Origin of the sequence: Achromobacter sp. Root83, assembly GCF_001428845.1 — a bacterium.
Taxonomy (GTDB): Bacteria; Pseudomonadota; Gammaproteobacteria; order Burkholderiales; family Burkholderiaceae_B; genus Achromobacter.
In genome coordinates this window covers 365420-380551 of sequence record NZ_LMIU01000025.1, presented here as the reverse complement: position 1 = coordinate 380551, position 15132 = coordinate 365420, and the positions used below count along the sequence as shown (strand labels likewise).

The 15132-nt window shown below is 67.6% G+C and carries 20 protein-coding genes; 15 read left to right on the top strand and 5 right to left on the bottom strand.

The features are described from left to right. Positions 1 to 19: 19 nt before the first annotated feature. Genes sctV through sctW form a run of 5 tightly spaced genes read right to left on the bottom strand, consistent with a single transcriptional unit; the run spans position 20 to position 4394 of the window. A complete protein-coding gene (gene sctV / locus ASE30_RS24930; RefSeq protein WP_057286944.1) occupies positions 20 to 2113 on the bottom strand; it encodes a type III secretion system export apparatus subunit SctV in 2094 nt (697 codons plus the stop codon). Positions 2114 to 2121: 8 nt separating this feature from the next. Continuing rightward, positions 2122 to 2481 carry a M48 family metallopeptidase gene (locus ASE30_RS24925; protein ID WP_057286943.1) on the bottom strand — a complete coding sequence of 120 codons (360 nt, stop codon included), beginning with the start codon at positions 2479 to 2481 and terminating at the stop codon, positions 2122 to 2124. 7 nt (positions 2482 to 2488) lie between these two features. After that, on the bottom strand, positions 2489 to 2896 hold the full coding sequence (locus tag ASE30_RS24920; RefSeq protein ID WP_057286942.1) for a hypothetical protein: 408 nt from the start codon (positions 2894 to 2896) through the stop codon (positions 2489 to 2491). Between the two features lie 20 nt (positions 2897 to 2916). Continuing rightward, a complete protein-coding gene (locus tag ASE30_RS24915) occupies positions 2917 to 3297 on the bottom strand; it encodes a hypothetical protein (RefSeq protein ID WP_057286941.1) in 381 nt (126 codons plus the stop codon). Beyond that, positions 3294 to 4394 carry a type III secretion system gatekeeper subunit SctW gene (sctW, locus tag ASE30_RS24910; protein ID WP_057286940.1) on the bottom strand — a complete coding sequence of 367 codons (1101 nt, stop codon included), beginning with the start codon at positions 4392 to 4394 and terminating at the stop codon, positions 3294 to 3296. The genes ASE30_RS24915 and sctW overlap by 4 nt, the downstream gene beginning before the upstream one ends. Positions 4395 to 4627: 233 nt before the next feature. Between sctW and ASE30_RS24905 the strand changes: the two genes are divergently transcribed. From ASE30_RS24905 to ASE30_RS24835, 15 genes are all read left to right on the top strand, one after another. After that, positions 4628 to 5353 carry a hypothetical protein gene (locus tag ASE30_RS24905; RefSeq protein WP_057286939.1) on the top strand — a complete coding sequence of 242 codons (726 nt, stop codon included), beginning with the start codon at positions 4628 to 4630 and terminating at the stop codon, positions 5351 to 5353. Between the two features lie 172 nt (positions 5354 to 5525). Continuing rightward, a complete protein-coding gene (locus ASE30_RS24900) occupies positions 5526 to 6125 on the top strand; it encodes a hypothetical protein (RefSeq protein WP_057286938.1) in 600 nt (199 codons plus the stop codon). Positions 6126 to 6159: 34 nt separating this feature from the next. Further along, positions 6160 to 6453, top strand: a complete 294-nt coding sequence (locus tag ASE30_RS24895; RefSeq protein WP_156407754.1) for a hypothetical protein — start codon at positions 6160 to 6162, stop codon at positions 6451 to 6453. A 33-nt stretch (positions 6454 to 6486) separates the two neighbouring features. Further along, entirely contained in the window at positions 6487 to 6999 is a 513-nt protein-coding gene (locus tag ASE30_RS24890; RefSeq protein WP_057286936.1) for a SycD/LcrH family type III secretion system chaperone, read from the top strand. 49 nt (positions 7000 to 7048) lie between these two features. Then, positions 7049 to 7927, top strand: a complete 879-nt coding sequence (gene sctB, locus ASE30_RS24885; protein ID WP_156407753.1) for a type III secretion system translocon subunit SctB — start codon at positions 7049 to 7051, stop codon at positions 7925 to 7927. 26 nt (positions 7928 to 7953) lie between these two features. Further along, positions 7954 to 9183, top strand: coding sequence for a type III secretion system translocon subunit SctE (gene sctE / locus ASE30_RS24880; protein WP_057286934.1), 1230 nt, complete (start codon positions 7954 to 7956; stop codon positions 9181 to 9183). A 65-nt stretch (positions 9184 to 9248) separates the two neighbouring features. Continuing rightward, the gene (locus ASE30_RS24875) at positions 9249 to 9710 is read left to right on the top strand and encodes a tetratricopeptide repeat protein (protein WP_057286933.1); all 462 of its coding nucleotides are present in this window, start codon (positions 9249 to 9251) and stop codon (positions 9708 to 9710) included. Between the two features lie 3 nt (positions 9711 to 9713). Further along, a complete protein-coding gene (locus ASE30_RS24870; RefSeq protein ID WP_057286932.1) occupies positions 9714 to 10157 on the top strand; it encodes a tetratricopeptide repeat protein in 444 nt (147 codons plus the stop codon). Positions 10158 to 10205: 48 nt separating this feature from the next. Next, positions 10206 to 10622, top strand: coding sequence for a type III secretion system inner rod subunit SctI (gene sctI, locus ASE30_RS24865; RefSeq protein ID WP_057286931.1), 417 nt, complete (start codon positions 10206 to 10208; stop codon positions 10620 to 10622). Beyond that, positions 10622 to 11473, top strand: coding sequence for a type III secretion system inner membrane ring lipoprotein SctJ (gene sctJ, locus ASE30_RS24860; protein WP_057286930.1), 852 nt, complete (start codon positions 10622 to 10624; stop codon positions 11471 to 11473). The genes sctI and sctJ overlap by 1 nt, the downstream gene beginning before the upstream one ends. Then, the gene (locus ASE30_RS24855) at positions 11470 to 12126 is read left to right on the top strand and encodes a SctK family type III secretion system sorting platform protein (protein WP_057286929.1); all 657 of its coding nucleotides are present in this window, start codon (positions 11470 to 11472) and stop codon (positions 12124 to 12126) included. The genes sctJ and ASE30_RS24855 overlap by 4 nt, the downstream gene beginning before the upstream one ends. Beyond that, positions 12096 to 12734, top strand: a complete 639-nt coding sequence (locus ASE30_RS24850; RefSeq protein WP_057286928.1) for an HrpE/YscL family type III secretion apparatus protein — start codon at positions 12096 to 12098, stop codon at positions 12732 to 12734. The genes ASE30_RS24855 and ASE30_RS24850 overlap by 31 nt, the downstream gene beginning before the upstream one ends. 2 nt (positions 12735 to 12736) lie before the next feature. Then, entirely contained in the window at positions 12737 to 14065 is a 1329-nt protein-coding gene (gene sctN, locus ASE30_RS24845) for a type III secretion system ATPase SctN (protein ID WP_057286927.1), read from the top strand. Then, positions 14065 to 14571: a type III secretion protein gene (locus tag ASE30_RS24840; RefSeq protein WP_057286926.1), complete on the top strand. Its 507-nt coding sequence runs from the start codon at positions 14065 to 14067 to the stop codon at positions 14569 to 14571. Before sctN ends, ASE30_RS24840 begins: the two co-directional genes overlap by 1 nt. Continuing rightward, positions 14568 to 15131, top strand: coding sequence for a hypothetical protein (locus ASE30_RS24835; RefSeq protein WP_057286925.1), 564 nt, complete (start codon positions 14568 to 14570; stop codon positions 15129 to 15131). Before ASE30_RS24840 ends, ASE30_RS24835 begins: the two co-directional genes overlap by 4 nt. The last annotated feature ends 1 nt before the right edge of the window (position 15132 follow it).

Here is a 15132-nt window from a genome sequence, read left to right as displayed (position 1 = left end):
GCTCCGTTGTGGCGCGCGGTCACAGGTCCACCCTGGCCAGCGGCTGCACGTTGATCTCTTGCGTGAGCTCCTGGTAGGACAGCACGGGCAGCTCGTACAGATCCTGTTCGATCATCTTGCGCAGATAGCGGCGGATGTCCATGGAGGTCAGCAGCACCGGCTTTTGTGCCGTGGCGCTCAGGTCGCCGGTGGCGCGCTTGATGTTGTCGACGAGTTTCTTGGATGCGTTGGGATCCAGCGCCAGGTAGCTGCCCGCCGAGGTCTGGCGGATGGCGCCGCGCACGGTCTCCTCGACGTTCGGGGCCAGCAGGTAGGCGGGCAGAATGTTCTGGCCGGTGGAGTACTTGTAGCTGATGTGGCGCTTGAGCGACACCCGCACGTATTCGGTGAGGAGCACGGTGTCCTTCTCTTTCTGGCCCCATTCGATCAGTGCTTCCAGCACCGCCCGCAGGTTGCGGACAGAGATGTCCTCGGACACCAGCCGCTGCATGATCTCGGCGATCTTCTGCACCGGCATCACGCGCAGCGCCTCTTTCACCAGGTCGGGGAAGCGGTCTTCCATGGCGGTGAGCAGGAAGCGGGTCTCCTGGATGCCGATGAAATCCGACGAGTATTTCTTCAGCACGAATGCCAGGTGCCAGGTCAGCACCTGATGCGGATCCAGAAACGGGATGCCTGCGGCGGACAGCGTGGGCGCCAGGTCCGCGTTGACCCAGATGGTGGGGATGTTGGGCAGGAAGCGCTTGTCCGTTTCATAGGGAACCTGCAGCGCCTGCAGGTTCTGTTCGGTGTCGCGCACCAGCACCGCGCCGGGCCGCAGCTTGCCCTGGGATACCGGCACCTCCGACAGCAGGATGTTGTAGGTGTCCTGCGGCAGCGCATCGTTGAAGCGCAGCTGGATGCCGGGGAACGGCACGCCCAGGTCGAAGTACAGCGCGCGGCGGATCTTGAGCAGTTCTTCGTTCAGCTCGTCGGCGTCGAAGCTGCGCTGCAGGTGCGCGGCCACGTCGATCATCAGCGGCAGCGTGGGCGCGAATTCGGCGCTGCCGTCGTTGCGGGGTTTGGCGGCCGGTTTCTGGCCATCGGCCGCCAGCGCCGGGATCTCGGTGATCTCGCCCGTCTTCTCGTCCACCACCTTGCGCGTGCCGCGCAGCAGCACGAAGCCGATGGTGCCCACGACGGCGGCCAGCGCCAGGAAGGTCAGCGTGGGCATGCCGGGGATCAGGCCCATGCCCACGGCGATGGCCGCCGCGATCAGCAGGGCGCGCGGCTGCGCCAGCACCTGCGCGCCGATGTCCTTGCCCACGTTGGAGGGGCCGTCGCCCGTCTGCACGCGGGTCACGATGATGCCGGCGCAGATGGCGATGAACAGCGCCGGGATCTGCGCGATCAGGCCGTCGCCGATGGTCAGGATGGAATAGACCTGCACGGCCTCGCCCGCGGTGAGCCCGCGCTGCATGGTGCCGATGAGGATGCCGCCCAGCAGGTTGACCGCGACGATGATGAGCCCGGCGATGGCGTCGCCCTTGACGAACTTCATGGCGCCGTCCATGGCGCCGTAGAGCTGGCTTTCTTTTTCGACGATGGTGCGGCGCTTGCGGGCCTCGTCCATGTCGATGGTGCCGGCGCGCAGGTCCGCGTCGATCGACATCTGCTTGCCCGGCATGGCGTCAAGCGAAAAGCGCGCCGCCACTTCGGCCACCCGTTCCGCGCCCTTGGTGATGACGACGAACTGCACGATGGTCAGGATCAGGAAGACCACCAGGCCCACGATCAGGTTGCCGCCCACGACGAAATTGCCGAAGGTCTCGATGATGTGGCCCGCGTCGCCCTGCAGCAGGATCAGGCGGGTGGTGGCGATGGAAATGCCCAGGCGGAACAGGGTGGTGACCAGCAGCACCGACGGGAACGACGAGAACGCCAGCGGCGACGGCAGGTACATGGCGACCATCAGCAGGATGGCCGACAGCGTCATGTTGGCGCCGATCAGCACGTCGACCAGCGTGGTCGGCAGCGGCAGGATCATCATGAAGATGATCGAGACGATCAGAATCGCCAGGACGATATCGTTGCGGCTGGTGGCGGCGGCGACGACGCGGTTGAGGGCTTGCATGGTGCGGCTCAAGGGGACACGGTCTCGGTGGGCAAGGCGGTGGCGGCGGGGCGCAGGGCGACGTAGGCGCGCATCGCCGCGGCGGCTTCGTCCCGGCGTTCCAGCGACAGCAGGGTCTGGGCGCGGATCAGGTGGAAGGGGGCGTCGATGCCGCCCTGCATGGCCAGGCCATCCAGCGTGGACAGGGCGTTCTCGGGCTTGCCGGCGCGCAGTTGCGCCAGCGCCAGCGTGGCGAGCTGGCGCGGTTCGGCCAGGCCCAGCGCGCGCAGGGCGTTCAGCAGCACCGCGGTCTTCTCGGGCCGGTTGTTTTCAAGGTAGACATACGCCAGCAGGCTGAGCAGCTCGCGCGCCTCGTGGGTCAGGGGCATCGGGCATTCATCCTTGGTACAGCGCGCTTCGGTACATGGTGACCAGTTCGCGCAGGCCGGCTTCGTCCTTCAGCAGGCGCAGCGCGCGGTTCAGGACCCGGGCGTCGTCCTGGCTCTGGTGCTGCGTCTGTTCCGCCGCGGCGGCCAGGCCGTCCAGCGCCGATTGCAGGGCGTGCTGGAATTTTCCCGGCATCAGCAGGTCGCGGTTGTCCAGCGCGGGGCGCAGGTGTTCATCCAGGTAGCGGGCGGTATTGGGCTTGTCCAGCAACTGGGCGAGCTGCGCGCGCACGCCGTCGGCGGGAGGCGTGAGTTCATGGCGCTCGGGAAGCTGCTGGCCGCCGGTCTCGCGGCCCGTGTACGAAATGCTGTCTATGCCCCGGTCGAACGCCAGGCCGTTGATGCGGATGTCGGACATGATGGTTCCGTGTCCCGTGTTCAGTCGTCGCGCGCGGCATCGAGCCAGCGCGACAGATGCTCGACGGCCTGCCGGAGCTTGTGGCCGCTGGCGTCGGCGGCCGCCAGCCGCGTCACGGCCAGCAGGCGCGGCACGCCGTCCTGCTCGCGCAGCGCCGTCTGCACCGGCCAGCCGTCCAGGCGCGAGAAATGCGCGCGCCGCCAAGCCTTCTGCAGACGCTCGGACGCGTCGTAGGGCACGGGCTCCGATACATAGACCAGCACTTCCTCGCCCGCGGGCTCGATGGCGACCCGGCGGCCCGAGTCGAGCTGCAGGGCCAGGTTGCCGCCGGCGCCGAGCGCCAGGCCGGGCATGCCGATGTCTTCGCCGAAGGCGCCCAGCGCGCGGTCCAGGCTGTTCATTCGTATTCCTCGTCGATGGCCGTGTCCAGGGCCTGTTGTGCGGCGTTCAGGACGGATTGCCGGGTGTCCGCGTCGGCGTAGACCTGCACGGGCAGGTCCTTGAGCAGGGCGCGCACGCCGCCCAGGAAGGCGATGCGGCCTTCGACGGTGACGACGCCGTGCGAGCCCGCGAGCCCGGAGAAGCGGGCCTCGGAGACCCATTTCTCGTTGCTGACATTGACCAGGTCCTGCATCAGCCGTTCGGTGTCCAGGGCCTTGCCATGGTCACGCTCCAGTTTCGCGGCCAGTTCCGCGCAACCGTCCAGGACGGTGACGGCGGTGCCCAATTGATAGAGATCCTGCATCAGGGACTGCAGGCGATCGGGGCTGGTGGACGGGCGCGCGGCGGCCAGATCCAGTCCCAGGGCCTGGATCAGTTGCTGCAGACCCCGGCCGACATCCTTGCCGCCGAAGCGCTCCAGCGCCAGGGCCAGCGTCTTGGCCAGGGAGGATTCGCCCAGCACCACGTCGCGGTAGGTGCGCTGGAATTCGGCCACGCCACGGCTGTCCTCGGCATAGGCGGAGGCGGCGCTGACGGTGTTGAGGCCCGCGCGGATCTGCGGACCGCTTTCCAGTTCCAGATCGGCCAGCGCTTCGCGCAGGCCGTCCAGCACGTCTTCGGGCGCGCCCTCGCTTTCGCCCTGGCGCAGCGCGTATTGCAGGCCCAGGTACTGCTGCGACACGTCGCCGAACGCACGGCCGGCGGCCTGGCGGGGATCGCCCTTGCCGCCCAGCAGGAAGCGCGCCAGTTCAACCAGCTTTTCCTGGGCGTCGGCGTCATGGGTGCCGGCCAGATAGGCCAGGATGGCTTCGGTGCTCAGCGTCTGCAGCGGGGCGTCGCCCCGCATCTTGCGCTCGGAGTGGTGCTTGTCTTCGGTTTTCTCGGCCATGTGCAGGCTGAGTTCTTCGGCGGAATCCGCCAGCGAGAACTCGCCGGCCACCGCGACCGTTGCCTGGCCCAGCATCGTGCCGACCTGCTGCTGGCCGTGCTGAACATCGGCATGCGAGGTCGTCGAGGAAAAGGCGGAAGAGGGCAGTCCAGCTTCGATACGGTTCATAAGGCGCGTGAGGGCAGCCGACACAGGCCGCGCGTAGTCAGTGGTAGTAACGGCACGGCGGAAAAGGTTCCATCCATTCCGGGTGGAACCAAGCAGGGGGCAAGCGTTACGAACACGGGGTGGAGGCGGACGGCGGCAGCGTCGCCGCCGCAAATGCCGGGAACGCAAGGGTTAACCCTGGGTCTGCAGGGCCGGCGTCCCGCTGGTAGCGCAACTAATTCAAGGAGAAAGCGATGTCCTCGGTAGCCGGAGTGGGTGTAGGTGGAGTCTCGGGCATGGATCTGTCCAGCATGGATCTGGAGACCGCGCTGATGGCGGTGCAGACCCAACGGACCCAACTATTGGAAGACTCGCTGCGCCAGCAGCTCGATTCCGTGAATGCGCGCAATGCCGAGATGGCCGGCCTGAACGAATCCATGACCGCCAAGTCGGCCGACAACCTGAAGCTGGAGTCGTCGAATGTGTCGATGCAGGCCCAGATCGCTGAATTGAAGGATCTGCAGGGGCGCCTGGCGGCCAGCAAATGCCCGGATTCCGAGGGCTGGTACGGCCTGTCCTGGGGGCAGGGCGACGACAAGGCGCTGTCCCACGCAACCTTGGACCAGATCAAGGCGTCCGGGCTGACCGTGCCGTCCGGCGCCGATGAGCCCCGCGACGTGGACGGCAACGGCACCATGGATGCCAAGGGCCGCGTCGTGCAGGGCTGGGTTGACCAGATCGGCGGGAAGGTCGCGGAACTGGAAGCCAAGATCAAGGAGAACGCCGCCACGGTCGACACCAACAAGAGCGACATCGCCGCGGCCAAGAACCAGGTCGACGCGCTGGGCAATACCCAGCAGATGGAAATGATGCGCCTGCAGAGCATGACCGGAAAGCGCAATGAAGCCTTCGACGTGATGACGAACTTCATCAAGAAGATGCAGGACAGCCGGTCCAGCATCATCGGGAACATGCGCTGACGCCCTGCGGATATCCCGGGGCGGGCGGCGCGGCCGGGGCGGACAAATAATCCGCCCCGCGTGGAACTCCCGGCCCGGGCCCGTTACTTACACGGTATGCGGCGTCCGGCTGGCGCGCACCCAGGCGCGGTCCCCGGATCGCGGACGATGACCAAATTCTCGGAGATTGGCAATGACCACAGTAAACGGTTCGAATGGCGCCGCCGGCGTGGGGCAGATCGACCTGTCCAGCATGGACCTCGAAACCGCGCTGATGATGGTGCAAGGCGAACGCGTCAAGCTGCTGGATGCGCAGTTGCAGAACCAGATCAGTGAAGTCCAGGCGCGCAACACGCAGATCGGCAAGCTGAACGACGCCATGAACAGCCTGAATGCCCTTGCCGGGCTGTTCAAGTCGGGCAAGGACGGCAACACGGCCATGAAGGACGGAGGCATTCCCGACTGGAACAAGGCCGGCACCGAAAACGACAACCGCTACAACCAGATGCGCGACGCGATGTTCAAGGCCATGGAAGACGCGGGCATGGACCTGAACACCGACAAATACAAGCTGCAGATCGACGGCGGCATCAGCAAGGTCACCAAGGGCAGCATCGACACCGCCATCCAGGCCATCAAGAACAAGGTGGATGCGCTGTCGAACACGCAGCAGATGGATATGTCCCGCCTGCAGAGCATGTCGAACAAGCGCAACGAAGCCTTCGACGTCATGACGAACTTCGTCAAGAAGATGCAGGACAGCCGGTCTTCCATCATCGGCAATATGCGTTGATTTTTTCCCATTCACCTTGAATCGCGACGAAGACATGAGCCAGAAAAAGACCCCCGAACAGATCCATGCCGAAGCCGAGCGCGTGCTGGGCGACGCCCGCCGCGCGCTGGAACGCGCCGACGACTTCTACCGCGACCAGGGGCTGGACCCGGAAAAGGTCCGCGCCGTGACCGCCGCCCGCCTGGGCCCGAAGGAAAAGGCCGAGGCCGAGGCCCTGTTCCGCCAGGACCTGGAAGCCATCGAGACCGAGGTGGCGCAGGAAATGGCGCGGCAAAGCTTCGCCAGCGCGCCGTCGGGCGGCGTGAAGAAAATGCGCCCGATGGTCTGAAGGAACGGACGCCCCGGGGAAAAGGAGAGCCACATGAGTCTGGATGCCGAAGAGAACGCCGCGCTGGCTGAAAACCTGGCCGCGGCCATGGAAGAGGCCACTGGCGGCCTGGCCAGCTACATCCGCGCGGGCGGCAAGCTGGGCGACGTGCTGGGACTGACGCAGGCCGAACTGGAAGCGATGTATTCGCTGGGCTACGCCATGTATGAACAACAGCGCTACAGCGAGGCATTCAAGGTGTTCTCGGCGCTGGTGTCCTACGACCATACGCAGCCGCGCTATGGCCTGGCCCTGGCCGCCGCCAGCCGCATGCTGGGGCGGCACGAGGACGCCATGCGCCAGTACCTGCCCGCCATCGCCGCGAATCCGCTGGACCCCGCGCCGCTGTACCACAGCGCCGAATCCCTGGTCGAGATGGGCCGGCGCGACGAGGCCATCGAGGCGCTGGACGCCGTGGCGGCGATGTGCGACGGCGAGCCGCAGCACGCCACGCTGGCGGCCCGCGCGCAGGTCCTGCGCCGCGCGCTTTCGGGGCCGCCGGCCTGAACCCTGACCGGCGCCCGGCGGCGTCGAACCAAGATACTGGAGCCATTCCATGACGAACATTTCCGTAGGTAGCGGCGGGCCGCTCCCGATGCAGAATCTCGACGACCTGATCAAGCCGGCGTCGCCCGACGTAATCAAGAACATCACGGAAAGCGCGAAACAGATCGCGGCCGAGAACGAAGCGCTCAAGCAGAAGCTCATGGGTGCGCTGGGCGCCACGGGTAATGTGGATCCGGCCGCGCTGGCCCAGATCTCCGCCACCATCGAAAAGCAATTGCAGGACTCCGTGGGCGGCGTGCGCCATATGCAGGCCCCCGAGGGCAAGCTGGGCGCGGACGTGGCGGCCACGCTGAACCAGCTCCACGGGCTGAGCGAACAGGACGTGCAGACGGACATCTACGCCTTCATGGCGTTGTTCCAGCAGATGGCGCAGACCATGCGGACCTCGGCGCGCGAAGTCCGCCAGAGCGAGATGGAGGCGCAGGTCGGCGCCCTGAAGAACGCCGCCCAAGAGATGCGCAACGCCGCGCAGGATCGCATGGTGGGCGCCATGGTGGCCGGGGCATTCCAGATCGCGGGCGGCCTCGCCCAGGTCGGCGCCGGCGTCATGCAGGGCCGCACCCTGGCCGGCAACGGCCCGTTCGCCGAGTCGCAGGCCAAGCGGCAATCGGATATGGGCGGCGGCGTGTCGGGCATCGCTGGCGGCATCGGCTCCATGGTCAATGCCAGCCAGGAGCGCAAGGCTGCCGAGCACGACGCGAAGAAGGCCGAACTGGAAGCGCAGTCCAAGGTGCATGAATCGGGTATGCAGCAGGCCTCGGAACTGGCCCAGCAGATGATGGACGTGATCCGCGACGTGCGCGAGAAGCTCGCCGCCATCGAGCAGTCCCGCATGGAAACCAATCGCGGCATCGCCCGCAACATCTGAGCCCCCGTGCCGTAAAGGATTCCGACATGAGCTCCATATCCCCCAACTCTCCCAACATCGGCGGCGCGCCCCTGCCCGGCGGCGTGGGGATCCAGGAAGCGGCCGCGGGCGCGTCCCAGGGCGCCGCGGGCGCCGCCAAGGTCCGCGAGCTGCTGGATGCCTTTGTGGGCATGGCCGGCACCCTGCCCGGTGCGAAGGATGCGGGCGGGAGCGGCGGCGACGGCGTGTTCAACGCAAACGGGGCGCCGGCGCTGCAGCCGCCGCCGCAATCGTTCTCGGCCAACGACATGATCGACCTGCTGCGCAGCATCCGGTCGAAATCCGACGAGGCCCAGGTCGCAAGCGCCAAGGAAAACCTGTCGGTGGCGCGCACCAAGATGGAAAAGAACAACGAGGCGCAGCTCCAGAAGATCCAGGACTACGTCAAGAAGTGCGAGGAAGCGGACCGCAAGGGCGTGCTCGGCAAGATCTTCGGCTGGATCGGCAAGATCGCGGCCCTGGTGTTTTCGGCGATCGCGGTGGCCGTGCTGGCCGCCGGCACCGTCGCCACCGGGGGGGCGGGCGCGCCGCTGCTGGCGCTGGCGGTGATGGCCCTGATCGGCTCGACCGTCGCGCTGGCGGACCAGATATCGAAGGAATGTGGCGGCCCCGAGATCAGCCTGGGCAACCTGATGACGACCATCGCCAGCAAGTTCCTGCAGGCCTGCGGCGTCAGCGAAGAAACCGCCCAGCGCATCGGCAAGGTGGTGGCGGGACTGGTGGGTCTGTCCTCGCCCGCCATGCTGCTGATCGAACCCGGCCTGATCGGCGGGCTGGCGGGCGGCATCGCCGAACTGGCCGGCGCCGACCCGAAGACTTCCATGGCGGTGACGATGGCCTTCGCCATGGCGGCGACCATCGCCGTGGGCGTGGTCACCATCGCCGTCACGGCAGGCGCCAGTTCGGTCAGCACGGCGGCCCGCATCGTGGGCGCCGCCGGCCAGATCACCCAGGGGGCGACGCAGGTCGCGCAGGGTGCCGTCAAGATGGACGTGGCCAAGACCCAGAACCAGGCCGACAACATCCAGGCCGACAAGAAGGAACTGGACGCCATCACCCGCAAGCTCCAGGCCAGGATGGAAGAATCGCGCGAGGAGATCACCAAGGTGATCCAGCAGATGGAAGAAGGCTTGCGCATGGTGACGCAGATGATCAACGGGACGGCGGACAGCATGTCGCAGATCACCGCGAACATCGGCAAGCGCATGGCCGTCTGATGGATCACCCTGGACACGGCGCCCGTGGCGCCGCCTCGCAAACGAATACGCAGCAAGGATTGGAAATGGCCGATACCGCAATTGAACGCAGTGAGTTTGGCGAAGCGCTGTTGCGCGGCATGGAGGGCTTGCCGTCCAGCCGCAGGCTGACGGCCGAACAGCTCGAGGTCGTGTATGCGCTGGCCTACGCCCAGGTGGCGCAGGAGCAATATGCGCAAGCGCTGCCCATGTTCGCCTTCCTGGCCCAGTACGGGCCTACCCGCAAGCACTATCTGATCGGCCTGGGCGTATGCCTGCAAATGCTGGGTCGGGCGGACGAGGCGATCAACATCTATTCGCTCGCGCTCACCCTGTATCCCGATTCCCTGCCGACCGCGCTGCGCGTGGCGGAGTGCCAGCTTGCCTTGCGTCAGATGGACCAGGCGCGGCGCACGCTGGAACTGCTGTCCACGCCGGGCACGCCCGACGACGTGCGGCTGCGGGCCGGCGCGCTTTTGCAACTTTCTTCGCGCGAGGCCGCGTCATGAAACATGAACGATAGCGCCGATATTTCGGTTTCCGCCGACGCGGGCGAAGCCGTCTCCCTGGAGACGGCTTTTGCGCTTGCGGCGGACGACGCCCGGCTCCTGACCGAAGTCGGCTTCCTGGCGGCGGGCGCGGGCGACGCGGCCCGCGCCGAAACCATATTCAACGCCCTGCGCCGCCTTCGTCCCGCGGCAGCCTACCCGCTGATCGGCCTGACGGTCGCCTGCCTGAACGCAGGCCGCGCGCCCGACGCCGTGGCGCTGCTGGAATCCGCCGCCATGGCGGACCCCGGTGAGCGGGCGCTGCTGGACGCCTGGCGCGGATTCGCGCTGCAGCTTGCGGGCCGCAATGGCGAAAGCCGGCGCTTGCTCGAAGCCGTCGCGCAGGGGCAGGGCGATGGCGCCACGCTGGCGCGCGGCCTGCTCGGCCTGCCCGCGCAGGACGCCTGACATGCGCGCCGATGTTGCTTGCCATCTTGATTACAGGAGTTAGGGACCATGGAAATCGCCGCGCTCTCGGCCGCCTTGCCGCCCATACTGAACGCGCCGGCCACCCCGCCCGCGCAACTCGCCACCGAACGCTTCAATGCGGTCATGAACGCGCCCGACGTGGATGCGCCCGCGCTGACCGGCCTGCAGGCGGCGTTGCAAACCGCCTTTGCGGCGCCCGTGGATGCGGCGCCGCAGACGCTGGGCAACCAGATTCTGTCCAGCCTGCGCAGCACGACCACCGAATACGCCGAAAAATGGCAGGGCATTTCGGGCCGGCTGGACGCGATGGCCACGCAGCCCTCCGTGGCCGACATGATGCGGCTGCAGGCGGATCTGCTGCATGTATCGGTGAACTACGAAATGGTCAGCAAGGCTGTGTCGCGCACCACTCAGAACATCGATTCGCTAGTCAGGATGTCGTAATGCCATACGTTTCATGCTCTTCTTCCGGCGCGGCGGCGCGCGGCCAGGGTCAGGCGCTGCTGGGCCGTCTGCGCTATCTGCTGCTGGGCCTGCTGCTGGTGCTGGCGGCCTGCGGATCGCGCGTCGAGCTGTTTTCCGCCGCCAACGAAAGCGAGGCCAACGAGGTGCTGTCGGTGCTGCTGGACGCGGGCATCTCGGCGCAGAAGGCCACGACCAAGACGGGGGTGTCGGTGTCGGTGGAAGGCCAGCAGGTGGCCCGCGCGCTGGATATCCTGCGCGCGCGCGGCCTGCCCCGGGAACGGTTCGACGGCATGGGGCAGATCTTCCGCAAGGAAGGCCTGGTGTCCTCGCCCCTGGAAGAGCGCGCCCGCTACATCTATGCGCTGTCGCAAGAGCTGACCAACACGCTGTCGCAGATGGATGGCGTGCTGGCCGCCCGCGTCCACGTGGTGCTGCCCGAGCGCGGCGGCGTGGGCGAGACCACCACGCCGTCGACCGCCGCCGTGTTCATCAAGCACCAGACCGGCTACAACCTGGACGCCCTGCAGCCGCAGATCCGCAAGCTGGTCACGCATGCCATTCCTGGCCTGACCGAAGACCGGGTGTCGATCGCGCTGGTGTCGGCGCAGCCGGCGGCGGCATCCGCCGCGGCCGGCGCCGCCACGCGCAAGGTGATGGGCGTGGAAGTGGCGGAAGACTCGGCCAGCGCCTTGACCGCATGGCTGGTCGCGCTGGCCTTGCTGGTGCTGGCGCTGGCCGGCGCGATCGGACTGCTGCTGTGGCGTTATGGCAAGCCCGTGGCCCGCACGCCGGTCCGGCGCGAACCGGCGCACGAGGCGCGTGGATCATGACGCCGGCGGCCGGCGTGCTGGATCGACGGCTGGTTGCGTTCAACCAGCTTCCCAGCCGCACCCTGCATCCCAGCCGCCACGCCGCGTTCGTGGCGCCCGCGATCCTGGATGCGCTGGCCGCCGCGCCCGCGTTGGCGGGCGCCTGGCACCGGCACTGGTCGCGTGAAATCCTGCTGTCGCTGGGTCTGCTCGAACGTCCCGTGACCGACCCCGGAAGGCCCGAGCTAGCGCTGGCATTGCTGGCCCCCGATGCGCTGGCGCAGTGCGCGCGGCGCCTGGGCGCGGTGCTGTGCGGCCCCCGCTTGCGCCGCGCCATCGCGGGCGACGAGGTGCGCCTGCTGATCGGCAGCCTGGGCGCCGATCTGATGGAGTTCACGCGCCGGACTGCCGGAAAGCTGCACGCCGGCCTGCCGGAAAGCGCGGCGTGGCCGGTTGAACAGGCCGCCGCCGCCGTGGACACGCTGGGTCAGGGCGTCTTGCGGGCCGCGTTGAGCGAAGCGGGCCCCGAAATGTTGCTGCGCGCCGAACTGAAACTGCCCGAACTGCCCGGCCAGGATTCTCCCCTGCCCGCCGCCGAAGCGCTTGCGCTTGGGTTGTCGATACTGAAGAACACGGATCCCCTATGGCATTCCTCATTCCCCGCGCTCCGCTGACGCCCCGCGCGCTGGCGGGACGGATCGATCCCGGCGTGCGCGTGCTGCGCGCCGCGGACCAGGCGGCCTGGGCCGACGCCGACGCCCTGCTCGCGCGGGCGCGCGAGCAGGCGGACGCGATCGTCGGCGGCGCGCAGGCCGCGTTCGACGCCGAAAGCCGGCGAGGCTACGACGAAGGCCGCGAGTCCGCCTTGCTGGATCAGGCCGAGAAGATGATCGAGACCGTCGGCCGTACGGTCGAGTACTTCGCCGGCGTCGAAAATGAGATGGTCGAGCTGGTGATGGCGGCGGTGCGCAAGGTCGTCGACGGCTTCGACGACCGCGAGAAGGTCATGGTGGTGGTGCGCAATGCGCTGGCCGTGGTGCGCAACCAGAAGCAGATGACGCTGCGCCTGAACCCGGCCGAAGTCGACACCGTGCGGGAACAGATCAACGACCTGCTGGCCGCCTATCCCGGCGTGGGCTATCTGGACATCCTGGCCGACGGCCGCCTGGCGCGCGGCGCCTGCATCCTGGAAAGCGAAATCGGCATGGTCGAAGCCAGCCTGGAAGGCCAGATCCAGGCGCTGCGCCAGGCCTTCCAGCGCACGCTGGGAAGCAGAATCTAACCATGCGCCAGTTCGACTACATCGCCGAGATGATGAGCCTGGCGCTGCAGGATACTCCGACCCTGCGCATCAAGGGCCGGGTCACGCAGGTGATCGGCACGATCATCAAGGCCGTGGTTCCCACCGTGAAGGTGGGAGAGGTATGCATCCTGCGCAACCCCGGCGAGAACTTCGAGATGAAGGGCGAGGTGGTGGGCTTCGCGCGCGACGCGGCCCTGCTGACGCCCATCGGCGACATGTATGGCATTTCGACCGCGACCGAAGTCATACCCACCGGCCGCGCCCACATGGTGCCGGTGGGGCCGGGCCTGTTGGGCCGGGTGCTGGATGGCCTGGGCCGCCCCTTGGACGAGGCCGAACTGGGGCCGCTGGAAGCCAGCAAGTTCTATCCCGTGTTCGCGGAAGCGCCCGACCCCCTCAAACGCCGCATCATCTCGGAACCCCTGGAGCTGGGCGTGCGGGCGCTGGACGGCGTGCTGACCTGCGGCGAAGGCCAGCGCATGGGCATCTTCGCGGCGGCGGGGGGCGGCAAGTCCACCTTGATGGGCATGCTGGTCAAGGGCGCGGACGTGGACGTGACCGTGGTGGCGCTGATCGGCGAGCGCGGCCGCGAGGTGCGCGAATTCCTGGAGCACGAACTGGGCCGCGAGGGCCGCCGCAAGAGCGTGATCGTTTGCGCCACCAGCGACAAGTCGTCGATGGAACGGGCCAAGGCGGCCTACGTCGCCACCGCCATTGCCGAGTACTTCCGGGATCAAGGCAAGCGCGTGCTGTTCCTGATGGATTCCGTGACGCGCTTTGCGCGGGCCCAGCGCGAAATCGGCTTGGCGGCGGGCGAACCGCCGACGCGCCGCGGCTATCCGCCGTCGGTGTTCGCGACGCTGCCCAAGCTGATGGAACGCGCGGGCATGAACGAGCACGGCTCCATTACCGCGCTTTACACCGTGCTGGTGGAAGGCGACGACATGACCGAGCCCATCGCGGACGAGACCCGGTCCATCCTGGACGGCCACATCGTGCTGTCGCGCAAGCTGGGGGCATCCAACCACTATCCCGCCATCGACGTGCTGGCCTCCGCCAGCCGCGTGATGAACGCGGTCATCACGCCCGAACACAAACGGGCGGCGGGACGGCTGCGCGAGCTGATGGCCAAGTACCAGGAAGTTGAGCTGTTGGTGAAGATCGGCGAATACAAGCGGGGCGGAGATGCCGTCACCGACGAGGCCATCGACAAGATCGGCGCGATCAACACCTTTCTGAAGCAGCGCACCGATGAACGCGCGAGCCTGTCCGAGGCCCTGACCCGCATGACAGAGATCGTGGGGGCCTGATGAGCGTCTTCGACGAACTGCTGGCCATCAAGCGCTTCCGGGAAGGGCAGGCGGAGATCGCCGTGTCGCGTCAGCGCCTGCGCCACGCGGAGGCGGACGCCGCCAAGCGCGATACCGACGCCGCGCTGGTGGCCTATCGCGACGAGGCCGAGCGGCGCGAACAGGCGATGTACAGCGACCTGTGCAGCCGGGTGGTGCGCGTGCGCGAAATCGAAAACGTGCTGCAGGGCGTGGCGGGGCTGCGCGAAGGCGAGCGCCAGCGGGAGCAGGCGGTGGAAGCCGCCGCGCAGCAGCTCGACCAGGAAAACAAGGCGCTGGCCGCCAGCCGCCAGCAGCATCAGCACGCGGTGCGGCTGACGGGAAAGTTCGTGGAGCTGGCGCGGATCCATCTGGACGAGCACCTGAAAGCGCTGGAGCAAAAGGAAGACCTGGAAATGGAAGAAGCCGCGTCGGTCTCGCGAGACCGCGAGGACTGGGAGCAGCACGAGGAGTACGAGCCGGCATGAGCATCGACCGACGCATCGGCCTGGAGACGGCCATTTCGCAGGGCACGCGGACGATGGCGGATTCCGGCGGGCACGCCCCCGGACGCCAGGCGAGCGACGCCGACCGCCAGGCCTTCGAGCGTGCGATGTCGCAGGGCGAGGCGGAGGCCGCGCCCGAGCCGCCCGCCGCATCCTCGCCGTTCGCGCTGTTCGGCGCGAACGCCCGCGCGCAGGTTCCGGCCGGCGACAGCCAGTCGGAATCCCTGGCCCAGGCCCTGAGCGAAACCGCCGAGCAGTTGCTGGTTGCCGACGGCAGCCAGGGGCGCCGCCAGGTCCGGGTCGAATTGAAAGACGATGTGCTGCCGGGCGTCAGCGTATCCGTCTACGAAGAAGAAGGCCGCACGGTGGCGGATTTCACCTGCGCCAATGAACGTTCGCGCGAGCGGCTCTGCGAGATGGCGCCCGATCTGGCCGCGCAGCTTGCCGAGAGCCTGGACAGGCCGACCCGCGTGCGTGTCGGCACGGACGACCCGGAAGATCCCTGTTTGGCCGAGACCGATGCCCCGGCGCCGTCCCGCTGAT